Origin of the sequence: Sphingobacterium anhuiense, from assembly GCF_042686355.1 — a bacterium.
GTDB classification, from domain to species: domain Bacteria; phylum Bacteroidota; class Bacteroidia; order Sphingobacteriales; family Sphingobacteriaceae; genus Sphingobacterium; species Sphingobacterium anhuiense.
In genome coordinates, this window is the sequence record NZ_JBHUPE010000007.1 from 48,572 (window position 1) to 69,427 (window position 20,856).

A 20,856-nucleotide genomic window follows, 5' to 3' on the forward strand; every position below is an offset into this window, starting at 1 on the left:
TGTTTGTAGGCTGTGTGCTTATGATGCTTTTCATCTCCTTATTTTAGTTTTAATTATTGATTATCACATTTAAAATTAGGTGATCTAAAAGGATGCATTAATGTTCAATCCAAAGCTCTTAACCGATGGAGTCTGAAAACTTGCGTCACCAATAAACTGATCAAGGTCCATATTTTTGGTTCCCTTACCTGTAAAGTATAACAGATTACGCCCTACTAGCGATACACTTGCTGTTTTAAAGAATTTTGATCTATCCAATAGTGTTTTAGGAACATTATAGCTTAAAACTACTTCTCTCAATTTGACAAATGTGCGACTACGCGCCAGCATATCACCAGACCTGTAGTAATTACGGGCCCAAGTCTGCCACAGGACTGGAACATCATTTGGTGCAAATTTGCGTGTATCTGATATTACATTTCCATCTTGATCTGTATTTAATTGGCCACTGACGACTTTCAAGCCATCACTCATCACAGAACCATTCCAAGCATCATTATCTCTATTCTTCCAGTCTAGATCTCTATATTGATTTGCAGATTCCACTGCTGTACCTGAGCTCCATTGATAGCTATCTACGTAGTTACTTATCAAACCTCCAAAACGTCCATCAAATTGGAAGCTAAGTCCAAAATCTTTGTACTTGAAACTATTGTTCAAGCTCAGTACAAAATTATTATCGCTATAACCTATTTTTGAGCTATACGGGTTGTACGCAGGAAGCCCATCTGTTCCAACGATCATTTTACCATTTGGATCGCGTTGAAAATCACTGATAAAATACCCATCTACGCGATCGCCCAGTTTAGTCATTCCATTACGTTGTAAAACACCGTCAATTTCGTGCAACCATCTGTGGTTTGTGGACCAGTTTGCAAGCACATTCCATGTGAAATCTGTTGTTTTAACAGGAGTTCCATCCAATGTAATCTCAAACCCCTTCCGGATGTAGGTATATGCATTTTTTTGAATCCCGGTAACACCTGAGCTATTGGACACACCTACGTCAACAATGCCAGGTCCTTCAATATTTCTAAAATAAGCAACATCCAATCCCAAACGTCCATTAAACAGTCTGGTTTCTAAGCCGAACTCAGAAGTCTTTACTCTAGACGGTAATATTTGATTGTTATATAAAACTCCGCTATAGCCTACCCCCACATTATTATCCCATCTTGTGCTATACGCACTATACGTAGGAAATAATTTGTAGATATTATAAGGATCATTTTCGGACACTAAATCACTAGCAACATTGGCGTAAGAACCTCTTAACTTCAATAGTGAGAAGGCTTTTGGCAATTCAATCATTTCAGAAAGCACGGCACTTAAAGACGCTGAAGGATAGAAATAAGTGTTTTTATTTTTAGGCATCGTTGATGAACGGTCAAAACGACCGGTCAGGTTTAAGAAAATAAAGTTCTTATAATCAAAATCTGTAAAACCGTAAACACTGGCAACCTGACGTCTAGCATTGTCATTTTGAGGAAGATACTGTTCTACCGAATTGGACAAGTCATATACGCCAGGAACGATTAATCCGCCCTTAGTCGAACCATAAAGACTATTCAATCCAACCGTTCTTAAATTTGCAAATGCAGATCCTTTAAAACCAAAATCACCGAATTTATTTTGATAGCTTAAAGAGGCTTCTGTATTGTTTTCCCAAAAATTATCCATTGTTTCTTCATATCCACCTACTCTTCTTGGTTCATAAAAATCACCTGAGAGCGGATACTTAACGGTTCTTTTACGATTCCAGCTGCTTACGTTAGTACGGACATTAAACGTGAACTGATCATTGATTTTATAGTTCATTAATAGGTGTCCGAATATATCTTCTTTGTGATAGCTTCTTAAATTCTCATTGGCCACGAACCAAGGATTATTATAGATGGTATATTCGCGGTTATATTGCTGTATACCTTCTTGTCCTGGGATCCAATAGTCACGAAGGTCATTTACATCATAATCTGCACCTCCCCAGACTTGCATCAGATAGATGTAGTTCATCGGCCCATAGCCCATGTTAGGATAGTTTGGGGTATACTGTCTATTGTAATTTACGTTAGCTTCAAAGCGTAGTTTCTTACCTGCATTAAGTCCGCCGGACATATTAAAATTGGTGCTCCCCAATTTCGTATTAGGCACCTGTCCCCGTTGATAATTTTGGGAGATTGACATTCTAACTTCGCCTACATCACTGCTTGTTGATATGGCAAGATTATTTGTTGTTAGAAATCCATTTCTCAAGAAATTAGTCAGATTGTCCTTTCCTCTGGCCAACCAGGGAATGGGAATAAGCTCACCAGTTTTTTCATCAATAGGACTGTTATACTGTGGAATAAGCTGTCCTTCAAATTTCGGCCCCCAGATGTTGTAATCATTATCGTTGATTCCACCACCACGTCCATCTTTAAACGCATACTTATAATTGTCACCAGGTCCATATTCTGTCTGGGCTTTAGGTATTGCATTAAAGCCGGTCTGCAATTGATTGCTGGAGTTGAATTCGACTAAGAAACCTTTACCGGCCCCGCCTCCTTTTTTAGTCGTAATGATTAAAGCTCCATTGATCCCACGCTGCCCATAAAGTGCGGCGGCACTTGCACCTTTCAGTACAGAATACGAAGCAATATCATCGGGACTTAAATTCCATGAATCAGAACTTACAGGAACTCCATCGATTACGATCAATACACCGCTACGTCCACGAAGATAGATACCTGGATCGCCAAAAAGATTACTGGATGGTGTGATGGTCAATCCCGCTACTTTACCGGTTAGCGCAGCAATACCATTCGGTTCACGCGCTTTAACCAGATCAGAACCCTTTACCTCCTGCACTGCATATCCCAAAGCTTTCTTTTCTTTTTTAATACCCAATGCTGTTACAACAATTTCGTCGATTGTATTAACCTGTGGATCTAGCGTGATATTTAGCACTGTATTGTTACTTACCGCAACTTCTTTACCTTGATATCCAACAAAAGAAAAAACTAGTGTTGCATTTGGCGAAACTTGAAATTTATAAAAACCGGTCCCATCTGTTACACCTCCGGTCTGTTCACCTTTCACAGTTACAGATGCTCCAGAAATAGGTTCTCCGTTTTCGTTGGTGACCACACCCGATATTTCCCGTTTTTGGATCAGGATCTCTTTTTCTGTAACATCGAGTGATTGCACTTTCTCAATGATGATGCGGTTTCCTCTAATGATATAGGTGAGAGATTGTCCAGAGAGAGTCTTCTCCAGAAGTTTATCAACAGACACATTCTTGAGATCTAAAGATATGGGCTTCTTATTCCTGATATCTTCCTCCAGATACAAAAAGTGATAGCCAGAATTTTTACTGACCTGACTGAAGACCTCTTTCAAGGTTTTATTCTTCACATTGATCGATACATGCTGTGCCAGCACTCGGGCACTTACCTGTGACATCGAAAGAATAGAAGTTAATATTATCAACTTTAACATAAACAGGAACTTAAATAGTTCATTACCGCACCACAAAGGATATGCGCGATTATTTTTATACATTTGTATAGGTTTAATGGTTTAAGATTTAGAGACTTAATAGTGTTACGCCTATGCACATTCATGCGCATTTTTAGCCAGAAGTGTTGGTCGCACTTCTGGTTTGTTTTTTGGCGCTATGATCGGGTATTAGTAGACCACTTGCACCTCCTTTCCCTTTCTAATAAATTTTACACCACTCAATAATTCAAGATCTTTGAGCAGGTCGTCCAAAGATGCTGTATTTGGGAAAGTACCTCCTATTCGCTTTGCTGGAACTTTTCTTGGAGCGGTCACTGAAATGTTATACCATTTAGCAACATGCTTCATGACCGATACCAGATCCATATTGTTAAAGACAAAATACCCATCTATCCAAGCCATTACCTGATCTTGGTCAAAGCTTTTCATTTCTACCGAGTTTTTATTGCCATCAGCGACAATTTCATATCCGGGTTTAAGCGGGTATTGCTTCTGGTTTATGTGAAACGCTACTCCACCTTCTATCAATGATGTAATTATGCGTGGATCTGCAGGGTAAGCTGCTACATTAAACTTGGTGCCAGTTACCTTGATCTGACTTTCCTTAGCATTTACCATGAAGGGTTTACTATGGTTTGGCATGACTTCAAAATAAGCCTCACCTTTTAATGTCACAGTCCGGTCTACCGCTGTAAACTGTGTCGGAAACGATAAACTGCTACCTGCATTTAACCGGACTTTAGTGCCATCCATCAGCACCAGAGCAAACTGATGCAAACTTGGAACACGTAGCGTATTTAATGATCCTGAAGGATTCCACTTACTATCCTGCGTACTTAGCTTCCGCAGATCAAGTATTTGTTCTTTATTTTTTAATACTGTAACGCGACCTGTTGCATCAGTTAGGGTAACGTCATTATATATTTCATTTATTGCTTCTGCAATCACTTGCTCATCATTAATCGTTTTATGTATCTTAAGATAGAAAAAAGTACTTATTCCGATCATCAACAGCAACGATGCGACAGCGGTCATCCAGTAAGATTTTCTTCTAATATGTTTTCCAAGATCGCGGTCTACCTGATTAAAAATCTGTTTCCGCATATTATTTTTAATCCGATCTTTATGCAGCTCACTTTTCCATTTCCAATTTTTTGAAAGCGGATATTTTAGCATGAGCCTTTCTACTTCCCGCTGTTCATCAGGAGCGCATTTGTCCGTGGCATAGCGGTTCAATAAGTCTTTAAAGTCTTGCGGGTCCATGTATCATTAAGTATAACTGGTTATTATAGATAAGAGGGATTAAGGGATGCAGAGTAGTATATCATTTCACGAAATAATCACAAACACCTGACTATCAGCATAAAAAATATTTTGCATCAAAAAATCAACGGCAGATATCAAATATTAAGAAGAGGATCAGATATGGAATATATTCTTCATCGACTTTCATTCTTAACAGTTTTAAGGCATTGTGGATCTGCTTTTTCACTGTTTTATCAGATATATTCAACCTTTCGGATATTTCCTTATAAGACAGATGCTGCTGTCTGCTCAATAAGAATACTTCGCGCATTTTTACCGGCAACTGCTGAATCTCGGCTTCCAGAGCTACTCCGAGTTCTTTACTTTCCAAATGCTGATCGATGCTGTGATATGCATCTGCATATTGCGCTGTATAAAAATCAATCAGATCTGTGTTCGCTAATTTTGCACGTAGCTGTTTAAATGCGAGATTACGGGCGATAACTAAAAGATAGGCTTTTATGGATTTAAGTTTGGGAATTGTAGTTCTTAATTCCCAGAGTGTCAAAAAAGTTTCCTGAACCACATCGCAAGCTTCGTCTTCATCGGGTAATATTCTAATAACGTATTTGAGCAGTGTTTCCCAGTATTGTTCATATAATTGAGCAAAGCCTTCTCTCTCATCCGTACGGATCATCGTTATTAATTCCGAATTACTGATTGAAGTCATGGAGCGTATTGCTGAATAATATGGTTATTTAATCATTACAATCTTACAAAATATTCGCTGATTTTTCAAATCGAAATTTTGCAAAAGTATACCTATATTAAACATTATACAGTTGCGATTTTTTCAGAATATTGGTCTATTCTGAATAAATAGGAATTAGTCTCCTATGCGCTTATTATAAATTATAGTTTTTATTACACCCAATCTAGTTCTTCATCTGAATCTGGAAATTCCGGAGAATGGCTTTCTTTATTTGTTTCCTCTTCAAACTTGCAGATCTGACCGTTACGAATCAATATGGCATCAAATATTTCTGCAGTCATATATTTCGTGTTTCGGGTCAGAAATTCCTCTTTATGATCTGTAGATAATAACCACATCCGTACAGTGGCCACACATAATAACAGTACATTGGGTCTATTTTTAATGGAAAAAATGACTGATCGTGATTCGACATCATCTCCCTTAACTATAACCAACTCTTTACTTGAACTTACATCAACTGTATTTTCATCATCTATGGCCACTTTAATGATATGCATCTTCAGAATAACTTTTCTAACTCTTTCAGGAAGTGTATCAAGTTCACGGGCTAAAATCGGTGGGGTACTTATACATAGTTCTACTTTCTCTACATCAAAATTTGCTGTAGGAAAATTCATAAAGAAAGTTTGCCAATTGGTCTTTTTTGAAAAACGGAAATTCTTTAGCGGATTTATGTTCCCATACCCTAATTTCAATTGACCTAGAGCATGTTGACGGTCATTTCGAATAACCATGTAAAGCTTCTTTTTGAGACGTAAGAAGGATTCATACTTAGCGGAATCATCTTGTATGATTTTCATCTGCTTATAAATCCTGCTGGCTAATGTATTGGAGTATGCGAAATCTGCTCCTGCTAATTTGCTGTTCTCAGACAAATTATAATCTTTTCCTTTTTTTCGATATGGATTCTTAGGTTTTTCGAAATCGAACATGATTTATGCTATACTGGTTTACTAAAAATAGTCTATTTATTGGATAAATACAATTTTTAGCTTTATGATTCAACTAGCTCATATCTCTACATTAAGCAAATTTAAGTGCGTAAAAGTCCATACAAGTCCGTAGAAGTCCGTGAAAGTCCATACTTTACTCGGGATTGAGTCGGTAGTGGCTTGACATTTATAGGGTACACCTTCGGGACTGGTTCGACTCTCCTTCGCCTATTGTTCGGGAGGGGTTCGACAAGGAGGCAAAGAAACGCCGAACAGAAGGCATACCATCGTCGAACTTGTCTCCTACTTGTCTCGAATGATTCTCAAAGAAACTTCAAACCATTGCCGATTAATGGCGTGTTTTAATTGGTTTTAATGAAAATGATGTGCCACCTGTAGAATAAGTGATTTTTTCTTGTATTACATCAATCTTTATAAAGGACATATTTCTGACGCATCTTTTTATAGCTTTCTAAACCTGATTTCCAACTTGCTCTGATTTCCTGATCGCTCACATTGTTCTCTATCTGCTTTCTAAACTCGTCCACTCCAGCCAGCTTTTCTATACTTCCGATTTGCTTGGAATAGCTCTGGTCAAAGAATTTCTCTTTTTCTGGGGATTTATTGTACATTTCTTTTATCCATGAAAGATTGATCTCTTTGCTGTCAACAAGACTTTGCAAATCATAATCTCGTAAATCTAATCCGTAACAGACTTCATTCATGAACAGTGGTGTTTCACTCATTCCTTTTTTACTAACAGGTGTGAAGGAAAATGTGAAGATTCCTTTATATATCGGACTGCCAACAATGGTGAATGGAAAATCTGTTCCACGACCGTGATTCAGTTTGGTTCCTTCAAAGAGGCAGGTGCTGGGGTATAAAATTATACTTTGTTCAGTATTGAGATTCGGTGATGGGCTGACAGGTAATTTATATAGCATACTGTGGTTATACCCGTCTATTGGAATGATCTTCAATTTGCATTTACGGACTGTTGCCATCCACTTCTCTCCGTTGATCATCTGAGCAAATTCAGCCGTAGTCATACCGTGGGCAATGGGTACCGGAAATTGGCCAATTCCTGATTTATGTTTCATATCGAGTATGGGTCCATCAATGAGGTATGCATTGGGATTTGGTCTATCAAGGATAAGCAACTCTTTACCATTTTCGGCACATGCTTCCATTATATCTCGTAAGGTATTGATATTGGTATAAAAGCGAACGCCCATGTCCTGCACATCAAAAATAAAGACATCGACATCTGCTAAATCTTTTGCTGTAGGTTTTTTCTTATTTCCGTACAGGGAAATTATAGGGATCTGTGTCACTGGATCTCGTTCGTCCGATACTTCGGTTCCATTACTTGCATTTCCTCTAAAGCCATGCTCTGGTCCAAAGATCTTGACAATATTGACTCCTCTAAGCAAAAGGCTATCGACAAGATGGCGCTCTTTTATTACTGTTGATGGATTGCCTAATATGGCAACTCGTTTATCTTTTAAATAGGGTAGGTATTTTTCTGTCTGTTCTGCTCCGGTTCGTATCTGATCGTTGCAATATTTCAAATTTGTCTGTGCGTTACCAATGTTTAGCATCATACAAATGGCTATCGTAAAACTGACTAATTGTCTAGCATTCATCATAATAGGGTTGTGTAATCTATATAAAGATAGTGATTTCATTTGTTTGGAGGTAAGAAATAATTGGGGTATAAAAAAGACGCTTAACCAAAATTAGTTAAGCGTCTTGTATTTATTCAAGAGTAAGCAATTATTTTACCCTTGTTACTTGAGGTACGATTACATCAATTTGATATGTTCCGCCAACAAATGCTTGAAAAGAGAAACGAGCATTACATGAATACGTATTGTAAGGTAATTCTAAACTATCATCAAATTTCACATATTTTGACGGAATTCTGTAATAGTAATTAAATCCATTTCCTAAGGAGACCAAAGGAAAAGGCACTACCCCATAAGTAAATTCCATACGGTCGTCAAATAAGGTGGTTGTTAAAGCATAATCCTGCATCGTCTGCAAAAACCCTACTGAAGTACCACCCAGTGGTCGACGATCAACTTCACCCGCTTTTGGATTAAAAGGTTCACCGTTTTTATCTACAATTCGTACAATGATCTTATTCTCTTTTGCCGCCAATTTTTCCACTTTGATGTGGCTTGCATTACTTGAAATTGATTTTGTTGTTGTTTCAGCACCAACTTTCATTGCAACAGTAGATCGAACAGCAGGAACTTCGTACAACGGTGCATCTACTAATGTGAATTCTCCTATTTTAGGAAAATAACGGGTTCCTGTACTATTTTTAATCTCCAGATCAAACAAATAGTTTCCAGAAGGTAATAGTAATGTATTTTCATTTGATTCTATTGCTCCTGAAAATTTATTGATTGATAAGGCCGTCATTACAGTATCTTTCCTTTTTGCATCAATTTTTTCGATTGTGTTGTCTACTTTTGAATCGTACAATCTCGTCCAGATTTTAATCGGATACGTTTTCAGAAAAATATCGGTTACATCCTTACCAGATTCTTTCTCATAAATCTTTAATAGCTTATACTCTGTCGGTTTTGAAGAACCTGCTGGATTAATCGCTGTAGAAACCTCTGATCTACCTTTTTTAATCTGCATGGGCAAAACTTCATAACGTATGATATCACTTAAATTTCCATCTGGCAATTTTTTACATGCCGTCACTGCTAATAATGCGATAGCTAGTGAATATATTAAATTCTTTTTCATATTGATTATCTATAAAAGAATAAAGTATGGGAGTTATTTAAAACATGTACAACTCCTGTTGTTGTTTGCGCATTTGAAGTCTGTACCAGTACTCGACTACCTACCGGAGGAACGATACTCGTAACATTAACGTCGTCAGCAACTGGCTTAAACAAATGCGTAAACATAACCACTCTCGGAATTACAGTTGAATTGGGGTTATAACCTAATGCAGGATCTCTTGTTTCTTCGTAAGAGATAATGAACTCTCCACCTTTAGCATTTTTATATTTTTTACCTTTTTCTGTTAGCGATCCATTCAACAGGCTTTCTTTAGCTATATAAATATCTATAGAGTCTTTAAATCTATTCAGTTCATATTTGATAATGGAATCTACCGTCCACATCTTCTTGGGGTCTACTTTTTGTATTGCAATACTTCTAGCCTGTACGTAATTGTAGACATCATAATCTGTGGGTGCGAAAAAAGTAATACCAGGTGCATTGATTTTATCTTTAACACCTGCTTTATCAATTAACATTAACACGGTGTCAAAAACACCATATTTATTACTTTTCATCCAATCGTAAGTGGTCATATTGATTTTGGGATTATGCAAATCGCCACCTACAAAATAATCATCTTTTTTACAAGAACTTATTCCTATTATAATCCCAAGAAGGATACCTATATTTAAAATTATTTTTTTCATGACTTGTCAAATTAATGGTTCATCCAATACGGATTTTGTGTTAATTTTTCGTTTTGAGGTAAAAGAGCACGCATATTTAATGGCCAGTAATAACCTTGTTTAGCGATTCTTTCTTCAGTATAGTAGGCCGAATAATCATCAAATGCTGTAAATAGATTCATTCGAATTAAATCGAACTGAATCGTACCCTCGCCAATTAATTCCCTTCTTCTTTCTAGAAAAATTTCTTTAAAAAGATCATTGCCTGATAATGTTATATTTTGTAAACCAGCTCTTCTTCTAATTGTATTCAAATCCTCTAATGCCAGATTTTGTTTACCATTTTTATAATAAGCCTCTGCACGTAATAAAATGATATCAGCCAATCTGATCAATACCAAATTGTTACTTACAGCATACAGATCTTCATCATTAGGATTATAATGTTCAAGGTTGCTATACTTCGTTATCACTCTTTTAGCCGCATTGTCCGGGAATGGAGCTGTTATCGTATCATAACGCACCGATCCATCCTTGAATCCCTCTTCCTGATCTGCTAGGAATTCTGGATCAATTTCCCATACAGATGCACTTCCTTTACCCGGTACATTTGCACTTGTTAAATACACATTGAAGAAATCATTCAGCCATTCTCCACCACTTTGACTGTACGCCATATTGATTTCAAAAATTGATTCTTTGGAATCTCCTTTCCAGATTTTTTTATAATCTTTTATATCTTCTAATGCATAACCTCCCTTTAAGGCCTCCGCAATATATTTCTCTGTATTTACGTAGTCATGTTCCCAAGCGTAGACTTGTGCTAAAAGTGCATTGGCTGCACCTTTAGATGCAAAGCTCTTAATAGCTCCTTGCTCTAAGTTTGTCGATGCATAAATTAAATCTTCTTTACATAATGCTAAGGTTTCACTTTGTGGACTCCTTGGCATATCCGGTATATTCTGCGGATCTTTAAAGGTTTCTTTTACCAAAAGTACATCACCCCAAACACGTTGCATGTAGAAGTAGGTATATGCGCGCAAAAATCTCGCTGCGCTTATATATTGTTTTTTTTCATCTTCACCATTTTCGAATAAACTTACGTCCATCTCGGACGTGTGTTCAATAATCAAATTACATTGATTGATGATTTTGTAAAAACGTGTCCAATTCCATAAGCTTCCTTCTAAATATGGAGCATAACTAAACTTATACCCTCCCCCTTTTGAAAGATCAGTATAATTCCAATAATCTCCTCCAGTTTTCAATACTCCTGAAGCAATATCTCCAAAAATAAAATATGATCTTTCATTACGAATCCCATCACGTAACAATGCATACGCACCTAAAGTTGCCTTTTGCACATTTGCGCCATCTATCCAAAACACCTCATCGTAAGTACTCCCTTGTGGAGACAGGTTGAGGTATTTTCCACAGGAAGATCCTAGCATTAATGCGCTAGAAATTCCAATAACTGATAATATATGTTTAAATTTCATGTTTCAAGATTTTAAAAGTTAACTTCTAGACCGATAGTGTACTTCTTAGGAAGTGGATATGCACCACCACTGTATTCTCCTTGTGGTGATACCAATTCAGCATCAGGCACAGAAGCTTTCTGGAAAGTATGCACATTATCCAACATCGCATAAAAGCGAATCACACGTGCTCCAATTTTCATCCGATCCACAATTTTCTTTGGAACTATATATCCCATTGAAAGTGTCTTAATCTTAAAGTATGATCCATTTTCATTGAACATGGTACTAAATGGTAAGAACTGGTAGAAATATCCTCCAAATGGTGCTATAGAAGGAAAGTCTGCTACATAATTTGGATCTTTCGCTTTCTCCGGTGTCCAATAGTTCACTCCTTCCAGATCAGGTAAACGATTGTTTGTAAAGTTCGTGAGACTACCACCGATTGTGTTAAACTGATTACTTTTTAGATTGTTGATGATATCTCTACCGATCGTAAAGGTATTCAACATACTGAATGAGAAGTTTTTGTAAATAAACTCATTGTACAATCCTCCCGTAAATTTCGGATTTGGATTACCAGTAAGGACTAAATCACCATCTGCCGCTCCTTTGTCTTCATCACTCCAAACATCCCAATCTTGGTTGACATCATTCCATACTGGATAACCTGGTTTTACTACATAGTTTCCTTTAAAGTAAGTAAGGGGTTTTCCTGTAACCGGGTTAACAGGGATCTGATCCTGGTTTTCATACACACCTTGATACTTCATTTGTGCCCATTGATAAATTGGACTACCTACTGTGTACATCAATTGCTGATTGTAGCCTCTTGAATCAGCATAGAAACTACGGTCATTGAAAGGTAAGGAACCAATACGATTTCTGTTGTAGGTTAAATTGAAGTTAGTATTCCATTGTAACTTACTTTCTTTCGAAAGGTTATGTGTGGCAATTGTCAAATCAATTCCTTCATTATACACGGTTAGCGGAACATTAAATGATAATGATGTATAACCGGTGTAGTAAGGAAATGGGAATGCCATAATTGGATCCTTTGTAATCTTACGATATGCATCGAATGTAATATTCAAGCGGTTATCGAAAGTAAATAAATCAAAACCGATATTCGTTTGCTCCGATTTATTCCATGTTAATGTATTTAGAGTCAAAGGCTTTGTAAATGATGGATAAGAAAATGTTTCCCCATTATACGTATTGGAAGATGTTGCCCACATATTAAATGGTGCATAGAAATCTGTCGGTAAAGTACCTGATAAGCCCCAACTACCTCTTAATTTTAATAAATTAATCCAAGAGGTATTTTTCAAGAAGTTCTCATCTGACACTATCCAAGCACCTGAAATTGCTGGGAAATAACCCCATTTCGTATCTTTACCAAAACGTGATGAAGCGTCTGCTCTCCATGAAGCATTTACGATATATTTGGATTTATAATCGTAAGAAACTTGCCCCATGTAAGATAAAAGACCGGACTCAAGAATGTTAGAATTAGCATACAGATCCTTTTGCGCCACACCTTGGATGACTTTTATATCATCTGTTGGCAAATTGTAAGCCGTGATATTATCTGTCATCTGCTTATCGTACTGAAAAGACTGCATCGCTGTTAAGATAATACTATGCGTTTCATTAAACGTTTTATTGTAGTTTAAGATATTCGCTAAGTTGTAAGTGTATGCATTACGGCCATTAGATGCTGCATAATTCACCCCATTATTTAACTCTCTAGGCTGAAATTGTGTACGCTTATCTAAGTTGACCTGAGCAGAGGCTTCAAGTGAATATTGCAAACCTTTGATAATATCGACATAGGTCTTTGAGAAAATATTCAAGTTATCCGTCTGGTTATCATCTTTCAATTTATCGAATTGACCATAATAGAAATCATAATCTGACTGACCTAATCCAACAAATGAAGAAGGCATCGCACCTTGATTGACTGGAACTACTTCATCAATTCCTCTTCCTAAACCGCGTTTTCTATTGATACGGGCTGCCGAAACCATAAAATCAGATTTTATGATTGGTGATATAGTAAAACCAAAGTTACCACGTAATGAATAGCGTTTGAAACCCGTATTGCGAACAACACCATCTTCATTGTAATACCCTGCTGATAAGCGGTAATTTACGACCTCGTTTCCACCTGAAATACTTGCATCTGCATTATCAATATTTCCTGTTGTGTAAAACAAATCTTGCCAATCGGTTGCATTGTTATAGCTCGGATTTAAACTATCTGTCAAAGGTTGATTGAATCCTCTCATTTGAGACCAATTGGCGTATTGTGATAAAATATCCATTTTAGCACGACGTTCTGTTGCTCCACCTAAAGTACGTTGCAATTGCGGGCGTTCTGTGATTCCTTTGTAATACGAAACACGTGCCTGTGGCTTACCTGAAAGACCTCTTTTTGTCCTGATCACAATAACACCATTGGCTCCACGAGATCCCCAAACCGCAGTTCCTGCTGCATCCTTTTGAATGACGATGCTTTCAATATCATTGACATTGATACCTGCCACATAATTCGTTCCTGTAGCACCAGAGTTTGCTAAATCGGTAACTGAAAGTGGCATACCATCAATGATATACAAAGGTGAACTCATGGTATTCGCGAGATCAATTTCTGCATTTAAATCTGGTGAGATGGTTGAGTTACCTCTGACCGTAAATGTATTACGTGCACCAGGCTCACCTGTAAAGTTCTGAATGTTTACCCCTGCCACACGGCCTTGTAATAAACTCTCAAAACTTGGTGCAGGTAGATCTTCGATAGTTTTTCCAGAAATAACCTGAACTGCACCAGTGGATTTTTTTGCTGATTGCTTTTGGTATCCGACTACTACAACCTCATCCAATGCTGAATTATCAGTAGCTAATACAATACTGATCCCTTTTTCAGATTGAACTTGCTGCTCTTTGGACTTAAAACCAATACCTCTGACCACGATGGTTGTTGGCAATTTTTGAACTTTAAGTGTAAATACGCCATCACTCCCGGTGGCGGCTTGGTTGGTGGTTCCTTTCTCGGATACTGTTATCCCAGGGAGTACCCCTCCTTTGTCGTCTTTTATTGTTCCAGTAATATTAGTTACTTGTGCAAACAATAAATTACACGACATCAAAAAGAAGAGAAAAATTGGTAAAATTTTCTTCATAACAATTGATTTGGTTAGTAAATTTTAGGTTAATTTACAGCAATTGAAATGGTAACTCAAATTTTACATTGGCTTAATTTTCATACTAAGCAAAACAATTAACTTCGTTGAATCGCAAACGATTGTTCTATTTTCACGCAATCGTATGCGCAATCGTTACGATTTTTTTTCCTGAATTAGGGAAATTTTTACATTATTTAACATATTGATAACGTTTAATTTTTCCCGTTTTTAGGATTATTTCATCATTTATTGTTTCGGAATAATTAAGCTGTTTTTTTATGAAATAAAATATTAATATACTATGCAACTAAATTTAAGTGTTTAAAAAATCATCACTTTTACAAATATTAAACATTCTACCTTTATCAATTTACACCTCCAAAAACAATACCTCTGAATTTTAGCTCATTAAGAATTTCAATATAAGAACAAAAACGCCAAAGTTGTAAACTTTAGCGTTCTTGTTTGTTACTTTAAGAAATTATACCATTTTTTTATCCGCACTGACTAATAACGTGTCTATCTTGTTGTATCTGGAGGTCTAAAACATCAAAAATTTCTGTCTCTTTATATCGCGTCGCGACTGAAAGAAGAATGTCTTCACAATGAACTCTAAATGTTTCATGCACCAGTTCCACGGTGTTATTTTCGCCTGAAAGGTGCGTTAGCATTAAGTGTTTGAGACGGGATGTTCGGTATTTGTTGAATAATTCTAACGCAACTGCATTGGAGAGATGGCCCCAGCCGCTGCTGATTCTATTTTTTAGAAAATAGGAATATCGACCATTTCTAAGCATCTCTTCATCGAAATTGGATTCTAGCAATAGCACATCTGCATGTTTGATGACATGCTGCACATTTGAACACGGACGGCCTATATCGGTCAACACGCCAATATTATGCGTTCCATCAGAAATCAAAAAGCTGCATGGTTCTTTTGCATCGTGATATTTAGGTATACCATAAATCTTCATCTCTCCAATCTCGGTGACGGCATCTGGGGTAATGATGTGCACCAAGTGACCGGGAAGATGCAATCTTGTTCCATCGTAACTGCCCTGAGTGATATACACCGGTATATTATATTTTTTGACAAAAACAGATAAACCCCGAATATGATCTGTATGTTCATGGGTAATAAATACGGCCTTGATCTGAGTTGGAATTATACCAAGATTATACATACGGAGATGAATGTGCTTATTATTAATACCTGCATCTACCAAAATAGCTGTATCTCCTTTCGCGATATAATAACAATTTCCATTACTGCCTGAGGCAATAGCACAATACTTCATATCTATTTCATTTATTCTTTATTGACATTTATGTTGCATGATCCTACCTAATTCATGCAACATAAATATTTTTATGACAACAGGTTGTCATAAGTTAACATTCTGGTAAACTTAACGGAATCTGCACGGCCAAACCACCATCTGCCGTTTCTTTATATTTAACGTTCATATCTAACGCGGTCTGCCACATGGTTTTCACGACTGTATCGAGACTGACTTTGGCTTTATCCGGATTAGATTGCAGGGCCAATTGCGCTGCTGTGATGGCCTTTATAGCGCCCATGGTGTTCCGCTCAATACATGGTATCTGCACCAAACCTCCAATAGGATCACACGTTAGACCCAGGTGATGCTCCATCGCAATTTCAGCGGCCATGAGAACCTGTCTTTGCGATCCGCCGAGACATTCGGTCAATGCTCCAGCTGCCATTGCTGATGATACTCCAATCTCAGCCTGACATCCGCCCATAGCGGCAGAAATAGTTGCTCCTTTTTTAAATATGGAACCGATTTCGGAAGCTGTCAGAATAAACTGAATGATTTTATCTTCTGAATCTCCATTATGGAAGGTAATAAAATATTGCAATACGGCAGGAATAACACCAGACGCTCCATTTGTTGGCGCGGTAACGACTCTTCCAAATGAAGCATTTTCTTCATTAACGGCCAAAGCAAAACAACTGACCCAATCCAGGATATATTGAAAATTTTCTCCTCCTGCTTTTATTGCTGCGATCCAGCTTTCATAATCGTGATAGCTTCGGTTTTTAAGCAATCGCTGATTCAGTTTTGCAGCTCTTCTTTCAACATTAAGTCCTCCTGGTAGTGTTCCCGCTGTATGGCACCCACGATATATACATTCGTATATGGTTTTATAGATATTTAATACGCCGGCGCGCGTTTCTTCTTCTTCACGCCAAGCATGTTCATTTTCTAATACGAGTTCTGAGATTTTCAAACCAGTCTTACGGCACCAATGCAATAAATCCTGCGCGGTATCTACCGGAAAAGGTAGATCGACCTCTGTTGAAGAACTGCTCTCATCATTTTCCTGAACAACAAATCCACCACCAATTGAATAATAGGTTTCACTAAGAGCTTTTCCATTATTCAAAAATGCCTGAAAAGTAACTGCATTGGGATGAAAGGGTAAGCTTTCACTATATAAAAAAAGCAAGTCTTCTTTGTATGTAAACGGAATTGTATGTGTACCAGCCAGGCGCAACTGATTTACAGATTTGATATGTTCAACTTTCGGTGTTACTTGGTTGACATCAAAAGTTACAGGATCATCTCCGCTTAAGCCCAACATAACAGCAATATCAGTTCCGTGTCCTGTACCTGTTTTGGCTAAAGATCCATATAATAATATCTTAACAGATTCGACGTTATTAAGTACATCCTTATCCTGCAGTACTTTTGTGAACTGCTGTGCCGCACGCCAGGGACCTAAGGTATGTGAACTGGAGGGTCCAATACCTATTTTAAACATATCAAAAACGGAAATTTGCTCTTTGCTCATGCTATACTAATAAAAGCGCTATAAAAATAATGTTTTTAGGACAGTCCAAAAACATTGCAATTTACAGAATATAAAACAACCACAAAGTTCTTACAAAGATTTAATACTTTATCAACAAAGCTTAATTATCTTTGTTAACTTATCATTAAACAAATGAGAATTAAACACGTTCTGCACTTACTTGGAGTATTTTTTTTAATAGCATCAACAGCACAACTTTCGTTCGCTCAACCTAGCCCCAAAAGAGAAGTTCGCGGTGTTTGGATTGCCACTATAGGTAATATTGACTGGCCAACAGTCGCCACTGGCACTAATGTTGAAAAACAGAAACAAGAGCTGATACAAATACTTGACCAGCACAAAAAGTCGGGTATGAATACTATTCTTTTCCAGATTCGACCTGCGGCAGACGCTTTCTATGGTCGTGGTAGAGAAGGGTGGAGCCGTTATTTAACGGGAAAACAAGGAAAGGCTCCTGAACCTTTTTATGATCCTTTGGATTTCATTATCGCTGAATGCCATAAAAGAGGGATGGAACTGCATGCCTGGATTAATCCTTACCGTGCTTCGACAACTTTAAATCCGAACCATTTTTCAGAAGATCATATCACGAAAAAGAAACCCGAATGGTTTTTTACCTACGCTGGAAAAAAATTATTTAATCCGGGAATACCGGAGGTACGTCAATATATCATCGATGTCATCATGGATGTCGTGAGCAATTATGATATTGATGGTGTTCATTTTGATGATTATTTTTATCCTTACCCCGACAGCCGCAACACTGCTATTCCGGACCGCCTAACGTTTGGCCAATACAGCAACAACTTTTCAAACATAGAGGATTGGCGCAGAAATAATGTCGATGTGCTTATTCACGATCTGGGCGTTGCGATAAAAGCTAAAAAACCTTATGTAAAATACGGTGTCAGTCCTTTTGGTATCTGGGATAATAAGGATGCAAACCGTGACGGTTCTAATACACATGGTTTAAGTGGTTACCGGACTTTATTTGCGGATGGCGTGAAATGGATCAAAGAGGGTTGGATAGACTACATCAATCCCCAGATTTATTTTCCTTTCCAAAACCGTGCTGCCGCTTATGAAATTCTAGTTGAATGGTGGCAACATCATACTTATGGCAGACACTTTTATATTGGTCATGGCGCTTATCGCGTGAATGAGCAAAAACCCGGATGGACTGACCGAAGCCAAATTCCGCGTCAGATCCGTTTTTTACGTGAACAACAGAATGTACAGGGAAGTATTTTCTTTAGTTCAAAATCTTTAACGGACAATCTTGCCGGTCTTCAGGATTCTTTGCAACGTAATCTGTATAAAACATCGGCTTTGCCTCCGACGATGCCGTGGATCGACAGTATCCCGCCCAATGCACCTTTTGGATTACAGTTGAGGTCTTCGGAAAACACAAAATTAAATCATCTAGTCTGGCAAAAACCTGATCGTGCTTCTGATGGTCAATCTGCTTATGGTTATATTGTCTACCGATTTAAAGAGGGCGAACAACCTGATTTGAATAATAGTAAGAATATCATCCATATTTCTTACAATGAGGATGACCTTCAATTTGATGATAGTGACCTGGATATACATCAACAGTACTATTATATGGTGACGGCACTGGACCGAATGAAAAATGAGAGTGAACCATCTAACATAAGAAGTACCCAAAAAACTCATCTATATAGTACAAATCAAGAAGTAACGCGGCAACAATAAAAAGTTATACAGTACTGGTTTCAAAATATGACAAAAAGAAAGCCGATTAGTATATAATCGGCTTTTTTATTATTTTAATAAAGCATTACGGTATTCATCTGTTATAGCCGGCAATTGGATTTCTTGCCCTTCTTTTTTTAAGGAGTCTGCAAATGCATTGGTATTGGCTATTGCTTTCAAATAAGCTACAACCACAGCATCCGAAACCGCAATTTCTTTTCCTTCTTTGATACTTGCGATATATTGATTGTCGACCAATTTAACTTGTCCAAAAAAACGATAAGCAGCGGCTTTTAATAGTCCTAAATCTTCTTTCGACAATTCTTCAATTCGAGCTCCAGGAGGCAATTTAACATCTATAAAGGCTTTGCCTTTCGCTAAAGTATCGATAGGCTTGTCTAGTGGGATTGCCGCTAATGAGGCAAGGTTCAGAACGGGTACTCCCGCTTCTTGTTTGTTTTGGCAACTGACCATTAACACGGTCGCTACGATAAGGGTTAAAAAAGTACGCATGTACAATAGTAAAAATAAAAAGGGCTTTTCAACGAATTGAAAAGCCCTTTTTAAGATATCCTTACACTGCTATTACTTTAGTAATTCTGCTAATTTAGCTTCTAAAGCTTCACCTCTTAAATTAGAGGCAACAATCTTTCCTGTCGGATCGATTAAAAAGTTCTGTGGAATACCACGCACTTCATATAATCCTACTGGCGCAGATTTCCAGCCTTGCAGATCTGATACTTGCGGCCACTGTCCTAATTGATCGTCTGCAATCGCTTTCAACCAGGCGTCTTTTTTACCTGGATTATCTAAAGAAACTCCAAATACAGTAAAGTTCTTGTCTTTAAATTTATTAAATGCCGCTACAACATTGGGGTTCTCTTGGCGACATGGCCCGCACCAGCTTGCCCAGAAGTCTAATAATACATATTTACCTCTTAAAGAAGAAAGAGAAACTTGATTGCCTGCAGTATCAGGCAATGTAAAGTCCGGTGCTACTGCTCCGATAGCTACTGCTTTTAACTTTTCAATTCTTGTTGCTAATTCTTTACCTTTTTTACTATTTTTTAGCTCTGCTGATAACGCTTGATAACTTGGAATAATCAATGAATTGACATTTTCAGCATCTAATTTATCTCCTAATAAATCCAATGTAATGAAACTTGATTTATTATTTTTAATAAACTGCTCGTCCACCAATTCTTGTTTCTCATTGATTTCTCCAGCTTCTTTCTGCAGACCTGCAATAAAAGTCTGGTCATTACGCTGTTCTTCAGTAGCTTCTGAATAACGCTTATTTAAAGCCTGAAATCCCTCTGAGAAAGGCTTAACAGCAGTTTGGTATTTTGCAAAATCATTATTGATCGCATTACCCGAAATAACTGCATTTTTCATCTCACCAGTAGATTCTACTTTGATCACTCCATTTGACAAGTATACTTGCGTCAAATCAGGATTTTGTATTTCTTTGATGCTAGTTCCGTCTGCTGAAAGAATTAAGTAAGCTTTAACAGGTCCAGCAACTGTACCGTTAAATTTAAACTGTCCGCCTGTTACTGTTGTTGAATCTATTTTGCGCGCATTGTTTTCAGCATATTGCATAAACACTTTGGCTTTATCTGTCGCTCCTTGTATTTTACCTGTTACGGTAAAATTCTCTTGTGCAAAAATTAAAGTCGGGATAAGTCCTAATCCTAATAATATTCCTTTTTTCATCTGTATATAATTTGATATTTTTTACTT

Annotated in this window: 14 protein-coding genes; 1 reads left to right on the forward strand and 13 read right to left on the reverse strand. The window is 37.4% G+C overall.

Translation table 11 applies throughout. The features are described from left to right. Positions 1-84: 84 nt before the first annotated feature. The 11 genes from ACFS6I_RS17015 to ACFS6I_RS17065 all read right to left on the reverse strand — a co-directional run bounded on the left by ACFS6I_RS17015 (position 85) and on the right by ACFS6I_RS17065 (position 17,373). Positions 85-3,477 carry a SusC/RagA family TonB-linked outer membrane protein gene (locus ACFS6I_RS17015; protein WP_380922365.1) on the reverse strand — a complete coding sequence of 1,131 codons (3,393 nt, stop codon included), beginning with the start codon at positions 3,475-3,477 and terminating at the stop codon, positions 85-87. 189 nt (positions 3,478-3,666) lie between these two features. Beyond that, on the reverse strand, positions 3,667-4,761 hold the full coding sequence (locus ACFS6I_RS17020; RefSeq protein ID WP_380922367.1) for a FecR family protein: 1,095 nt from the start codon (positions 4,759-4,761) through the stop codon (positions 3,667-3,669). Positions 4,762-4,885: 124 nt separating this feature from the next. Further along, complete coding sequence (locus tag ACFS6I_RS17025) at positions 4,886-5,473, reverse strand: RNA polymerase sigma factor (protein ID WP_380922369.1); 588 nt, start codon at positions 5,471-5,473, stop codon at positions 4,886-4,888. Between the two features lie 194 nt (positions 5,474-5,667). Continuing rightward, entirely contained in the window at positions 5,668-6,450 is a 783-nt protein-coding gene (locus ACFS6I_RS17030) for a hypothetical protein (protein ID WP_380922371.1), read from the reverse strand. Positions 6,451-6,875: 425 nt separating this feature from the next. Then, complete coding sequence (locus ACFS6I_RS17035; protein WP_380923067.1) at positions 6,876-8,054, reverse strand: exo-beta-N-acetylmuramidase NamZ family protein; 1,179 nt, start codon at positions 8,052-8,054, stop codon at positions 6,876-6,878. Positions 8,055-8,226: 172 nt separating this feature from the next. Continuing rightward, a complete protein-coding gene (locus ACFS6I_RS17040; protein ID WP_380922372.1) occupies positions 8,227-9,216 on the reverse strand; it encodes a DUF5007 domain-containing protein in 990 nt (329 codons plus the stop codon). Between the two features lie 5 nt (positions 9,217-9,221). Then, a complete protein-coding gene (locus ACFS6I_RS17045) occupies positions 9,222-9,908 on the reverse strand; it encodes a hypothetical protein (protein ID WP_183917550.1) in 687 nt (228 codons plus the stop codon). An 11-nt stretch (positions 9,909-9,919) separates the two neighbouring features. Then, entirely contained in the window at positions 9,920-11,386 is a 1,467-nt protein-coding gene (locus ACFS6I_RS17050) for a RagB/SusD family nutrient uptake outer membrane protein (RefSeq protein WP_380922375.1), read from the reverse strand. A gap of 11 nt (positions 11,387-11,397) precedes the next feature. After that, positions 11,398-14,550: a SusC/RagA family TonB-linked outer membrane protein gene (locus ACFS6I_RS17055; protein WP_380922376.1), complete on the reverse strand. Its 3,153-nt coding sequence runs from the start codon at positions 14,548-14,550 to the stop codon at positions 11,398-11,400. A gap of 497 nt (positions 14,551-15,047) precedes the next feature. Continuing rightward, the gene (locus ACFS6I_RS17060; protein ID WP_380922378.1) at positions 15,048-15,851 is read right to left on the reverse strand and encodes an MBL fold metallo-hydrolase; all 804 of its coding nucleotides are present in this window, start codon (positions 15,849-15,851) and stop codon (positions 15,048-15,050) included. A 94-nt stretch (positions 15,852-15,945) separates the two neighbouring features. After that, positions 15,946-17,373 (reverse strand): L-serine ammonia-lyase, encoded by a 1,428-nt coding sequence (locus ACFS6I_RS17065; RefSeq protein WP_021191985.1) that lies wholly within the window; start codon positions 17,371-17,373, stop codon positions 15,946-15,948. Positions 17,374-17,526: 153 nt separating this feature from the next. On the opposite strand from ACFS6I_RS17065, the gene ACFS6I_RS17070 reads away from it, so the two are divergent. Continuing rightward, positions 17,527-19,113 carry a glycoside hydrolase family 10 protein gene (locus ACFS6I_RS17070; RefSeq protein ID WP_380922380.1) on the forward strand — a complete coding sequence of 529 codons (1,587 nt, stop codon included), beginning with the start codon at positions 17,527-17,529 and terminating at the stop codon, positions 19,111-19,113. Between the two features lie 69 nt (positions 19,114-19,182). On the opposite strand, the gene ACFS6I_RS17075 is transcribed toward ACFS6I_RS17070, so the two are convergent. Together ACFS6I_RS17075 and ACFS6I_RS17080 are read right to left on the reverse strand one after the other, a co-directional pair. Then, positions 19,183-19,626, reverse strand: a complete 444-nt coding sequence (locus ACFS6I_RS17075) for a hypothetical protein (protein WP_380922382.1) — start codon at positions 19,624-19,626, stop codon at positions 19,183-19,185. A gap of 72 nt (positions 19,627-19,698) precedes the next feature. Beyond that, positions 19,699-20,829, reverse strand: a complete 1,131-nt coding sequence (locus ACFS6I_RS17080; protein ID WP_208701292.1) for a TlpA disulfide reductase family protein — start codon at positions 20,827-20,829, stop codon at positions 19,699-19,701. Between the last annotated feature and the right edge of the window lie 27 nt (positions 20,830-20,856).

Excerpts from the sequence above, each read along its gene's own strand:
- ACFS6I_RS17015 (WP_380922365.1), bottom strand. The coding sequence starts at position 3,477 with ATGTTAAAGTTGATAATATTAACTTCTATTCTTTCGATGTCACAGGTA.
- ACFS6I_RS17020 (WP_380922367.1), bottom strand. The coding sequence starts at position 4,761 with ATGGACCCGCAAGACTTTAAAGACTTATTGAACCGCTATGCCACGGAC.
- ACFS6I_RS17025 (WP_380922369.1), bottom strand. The coding sequence starts at position 5,473 with ATGACTTCAATCAGTAATTCGGAATTAATAACGATGATCCGTACGGAT.
- ACFS6I_RS17030 (WP_380922371.1), bottom strand. The coding sequence starts at position 6,450 with ATGTTCGATTTCGAAAAACCTAAGAATCCATATCGAAAAAAAGGAAAA.
- ACFS6I_RS17035 (WP_380923067.1), bottom strand. The coding sequence starts at position 8,054 with ATGATGCTAAACATTGGTAACGCACAGACAAATTTGAAATATTGCAAC.
- ACFS6I_RS17040 (WP_380922372.1), bottom strand. The coding sequence starts at position 9,216 with ATGAAAAAGAATTTAATATATTCACTAGCTATCGCATTATTAGCAGTG.
- ACFS6I_RS17045 (WP_183917550.1), bottom strand. The coding sequence starts at position 9,908 with ATGAAAAAAATAATTTTAAATATAGGTATCCTTCTTGGGATTATAATA.
- ACFS6I_RS17050 (WP_380922375.1), bottom strand. The coding sequence starts at position 11,386 with ATGAAATTTAAACATATATTATCAGTTATTGGAATTTCTAGCGCATTA.
- ACFS6I_RS17055 (WP_380922376.1), bottom strand. The coding sequence starts at position 14,550 with ATGAAGAAAATTTTACCAATTTTTCTCTTCTTTTTGATGTCGTGTAAT.
- ACFS6I_RS17060 (WP_380922378.1), bottom strand. The coding sequence starts at position 15,851 with ATGAAGTATTGTGCTATTGCCTCAGGCAGTAATGGAAATTGTTATTAT.
- ACFS6I_RS17065 (WP_021191985.1), bottom strand. The coding sequence starts at position 17,373 with ATGAGCAAAGAGCAAATTTCCGTTTTTGATATGTTTAAAATAGGTATT.
- ACFS6I_RS17070 (WP_380922380.1), top strand. The coding sequence starts at position 17,527 with ATGAGAATTAAACACGTTCTGCACTTACTTGGAGTATTTTTTTTAATA.
- ACFS6I_RS17075 (WP_380922382.1), bottom strand. The coding sequence starts at position 19,626 with ATGCGTACTTTTTTAACCCTTATCGTAGCGACCGTGTTAATGGTCAGT.
- ACFS6I_RS17080 (WP_208701292.1), bottom strand. The coding sequence starts at position 20,829 with ATGAAAAAAGGAATATTATTAGGATTAGGACTTATCCCGACTTTAATT.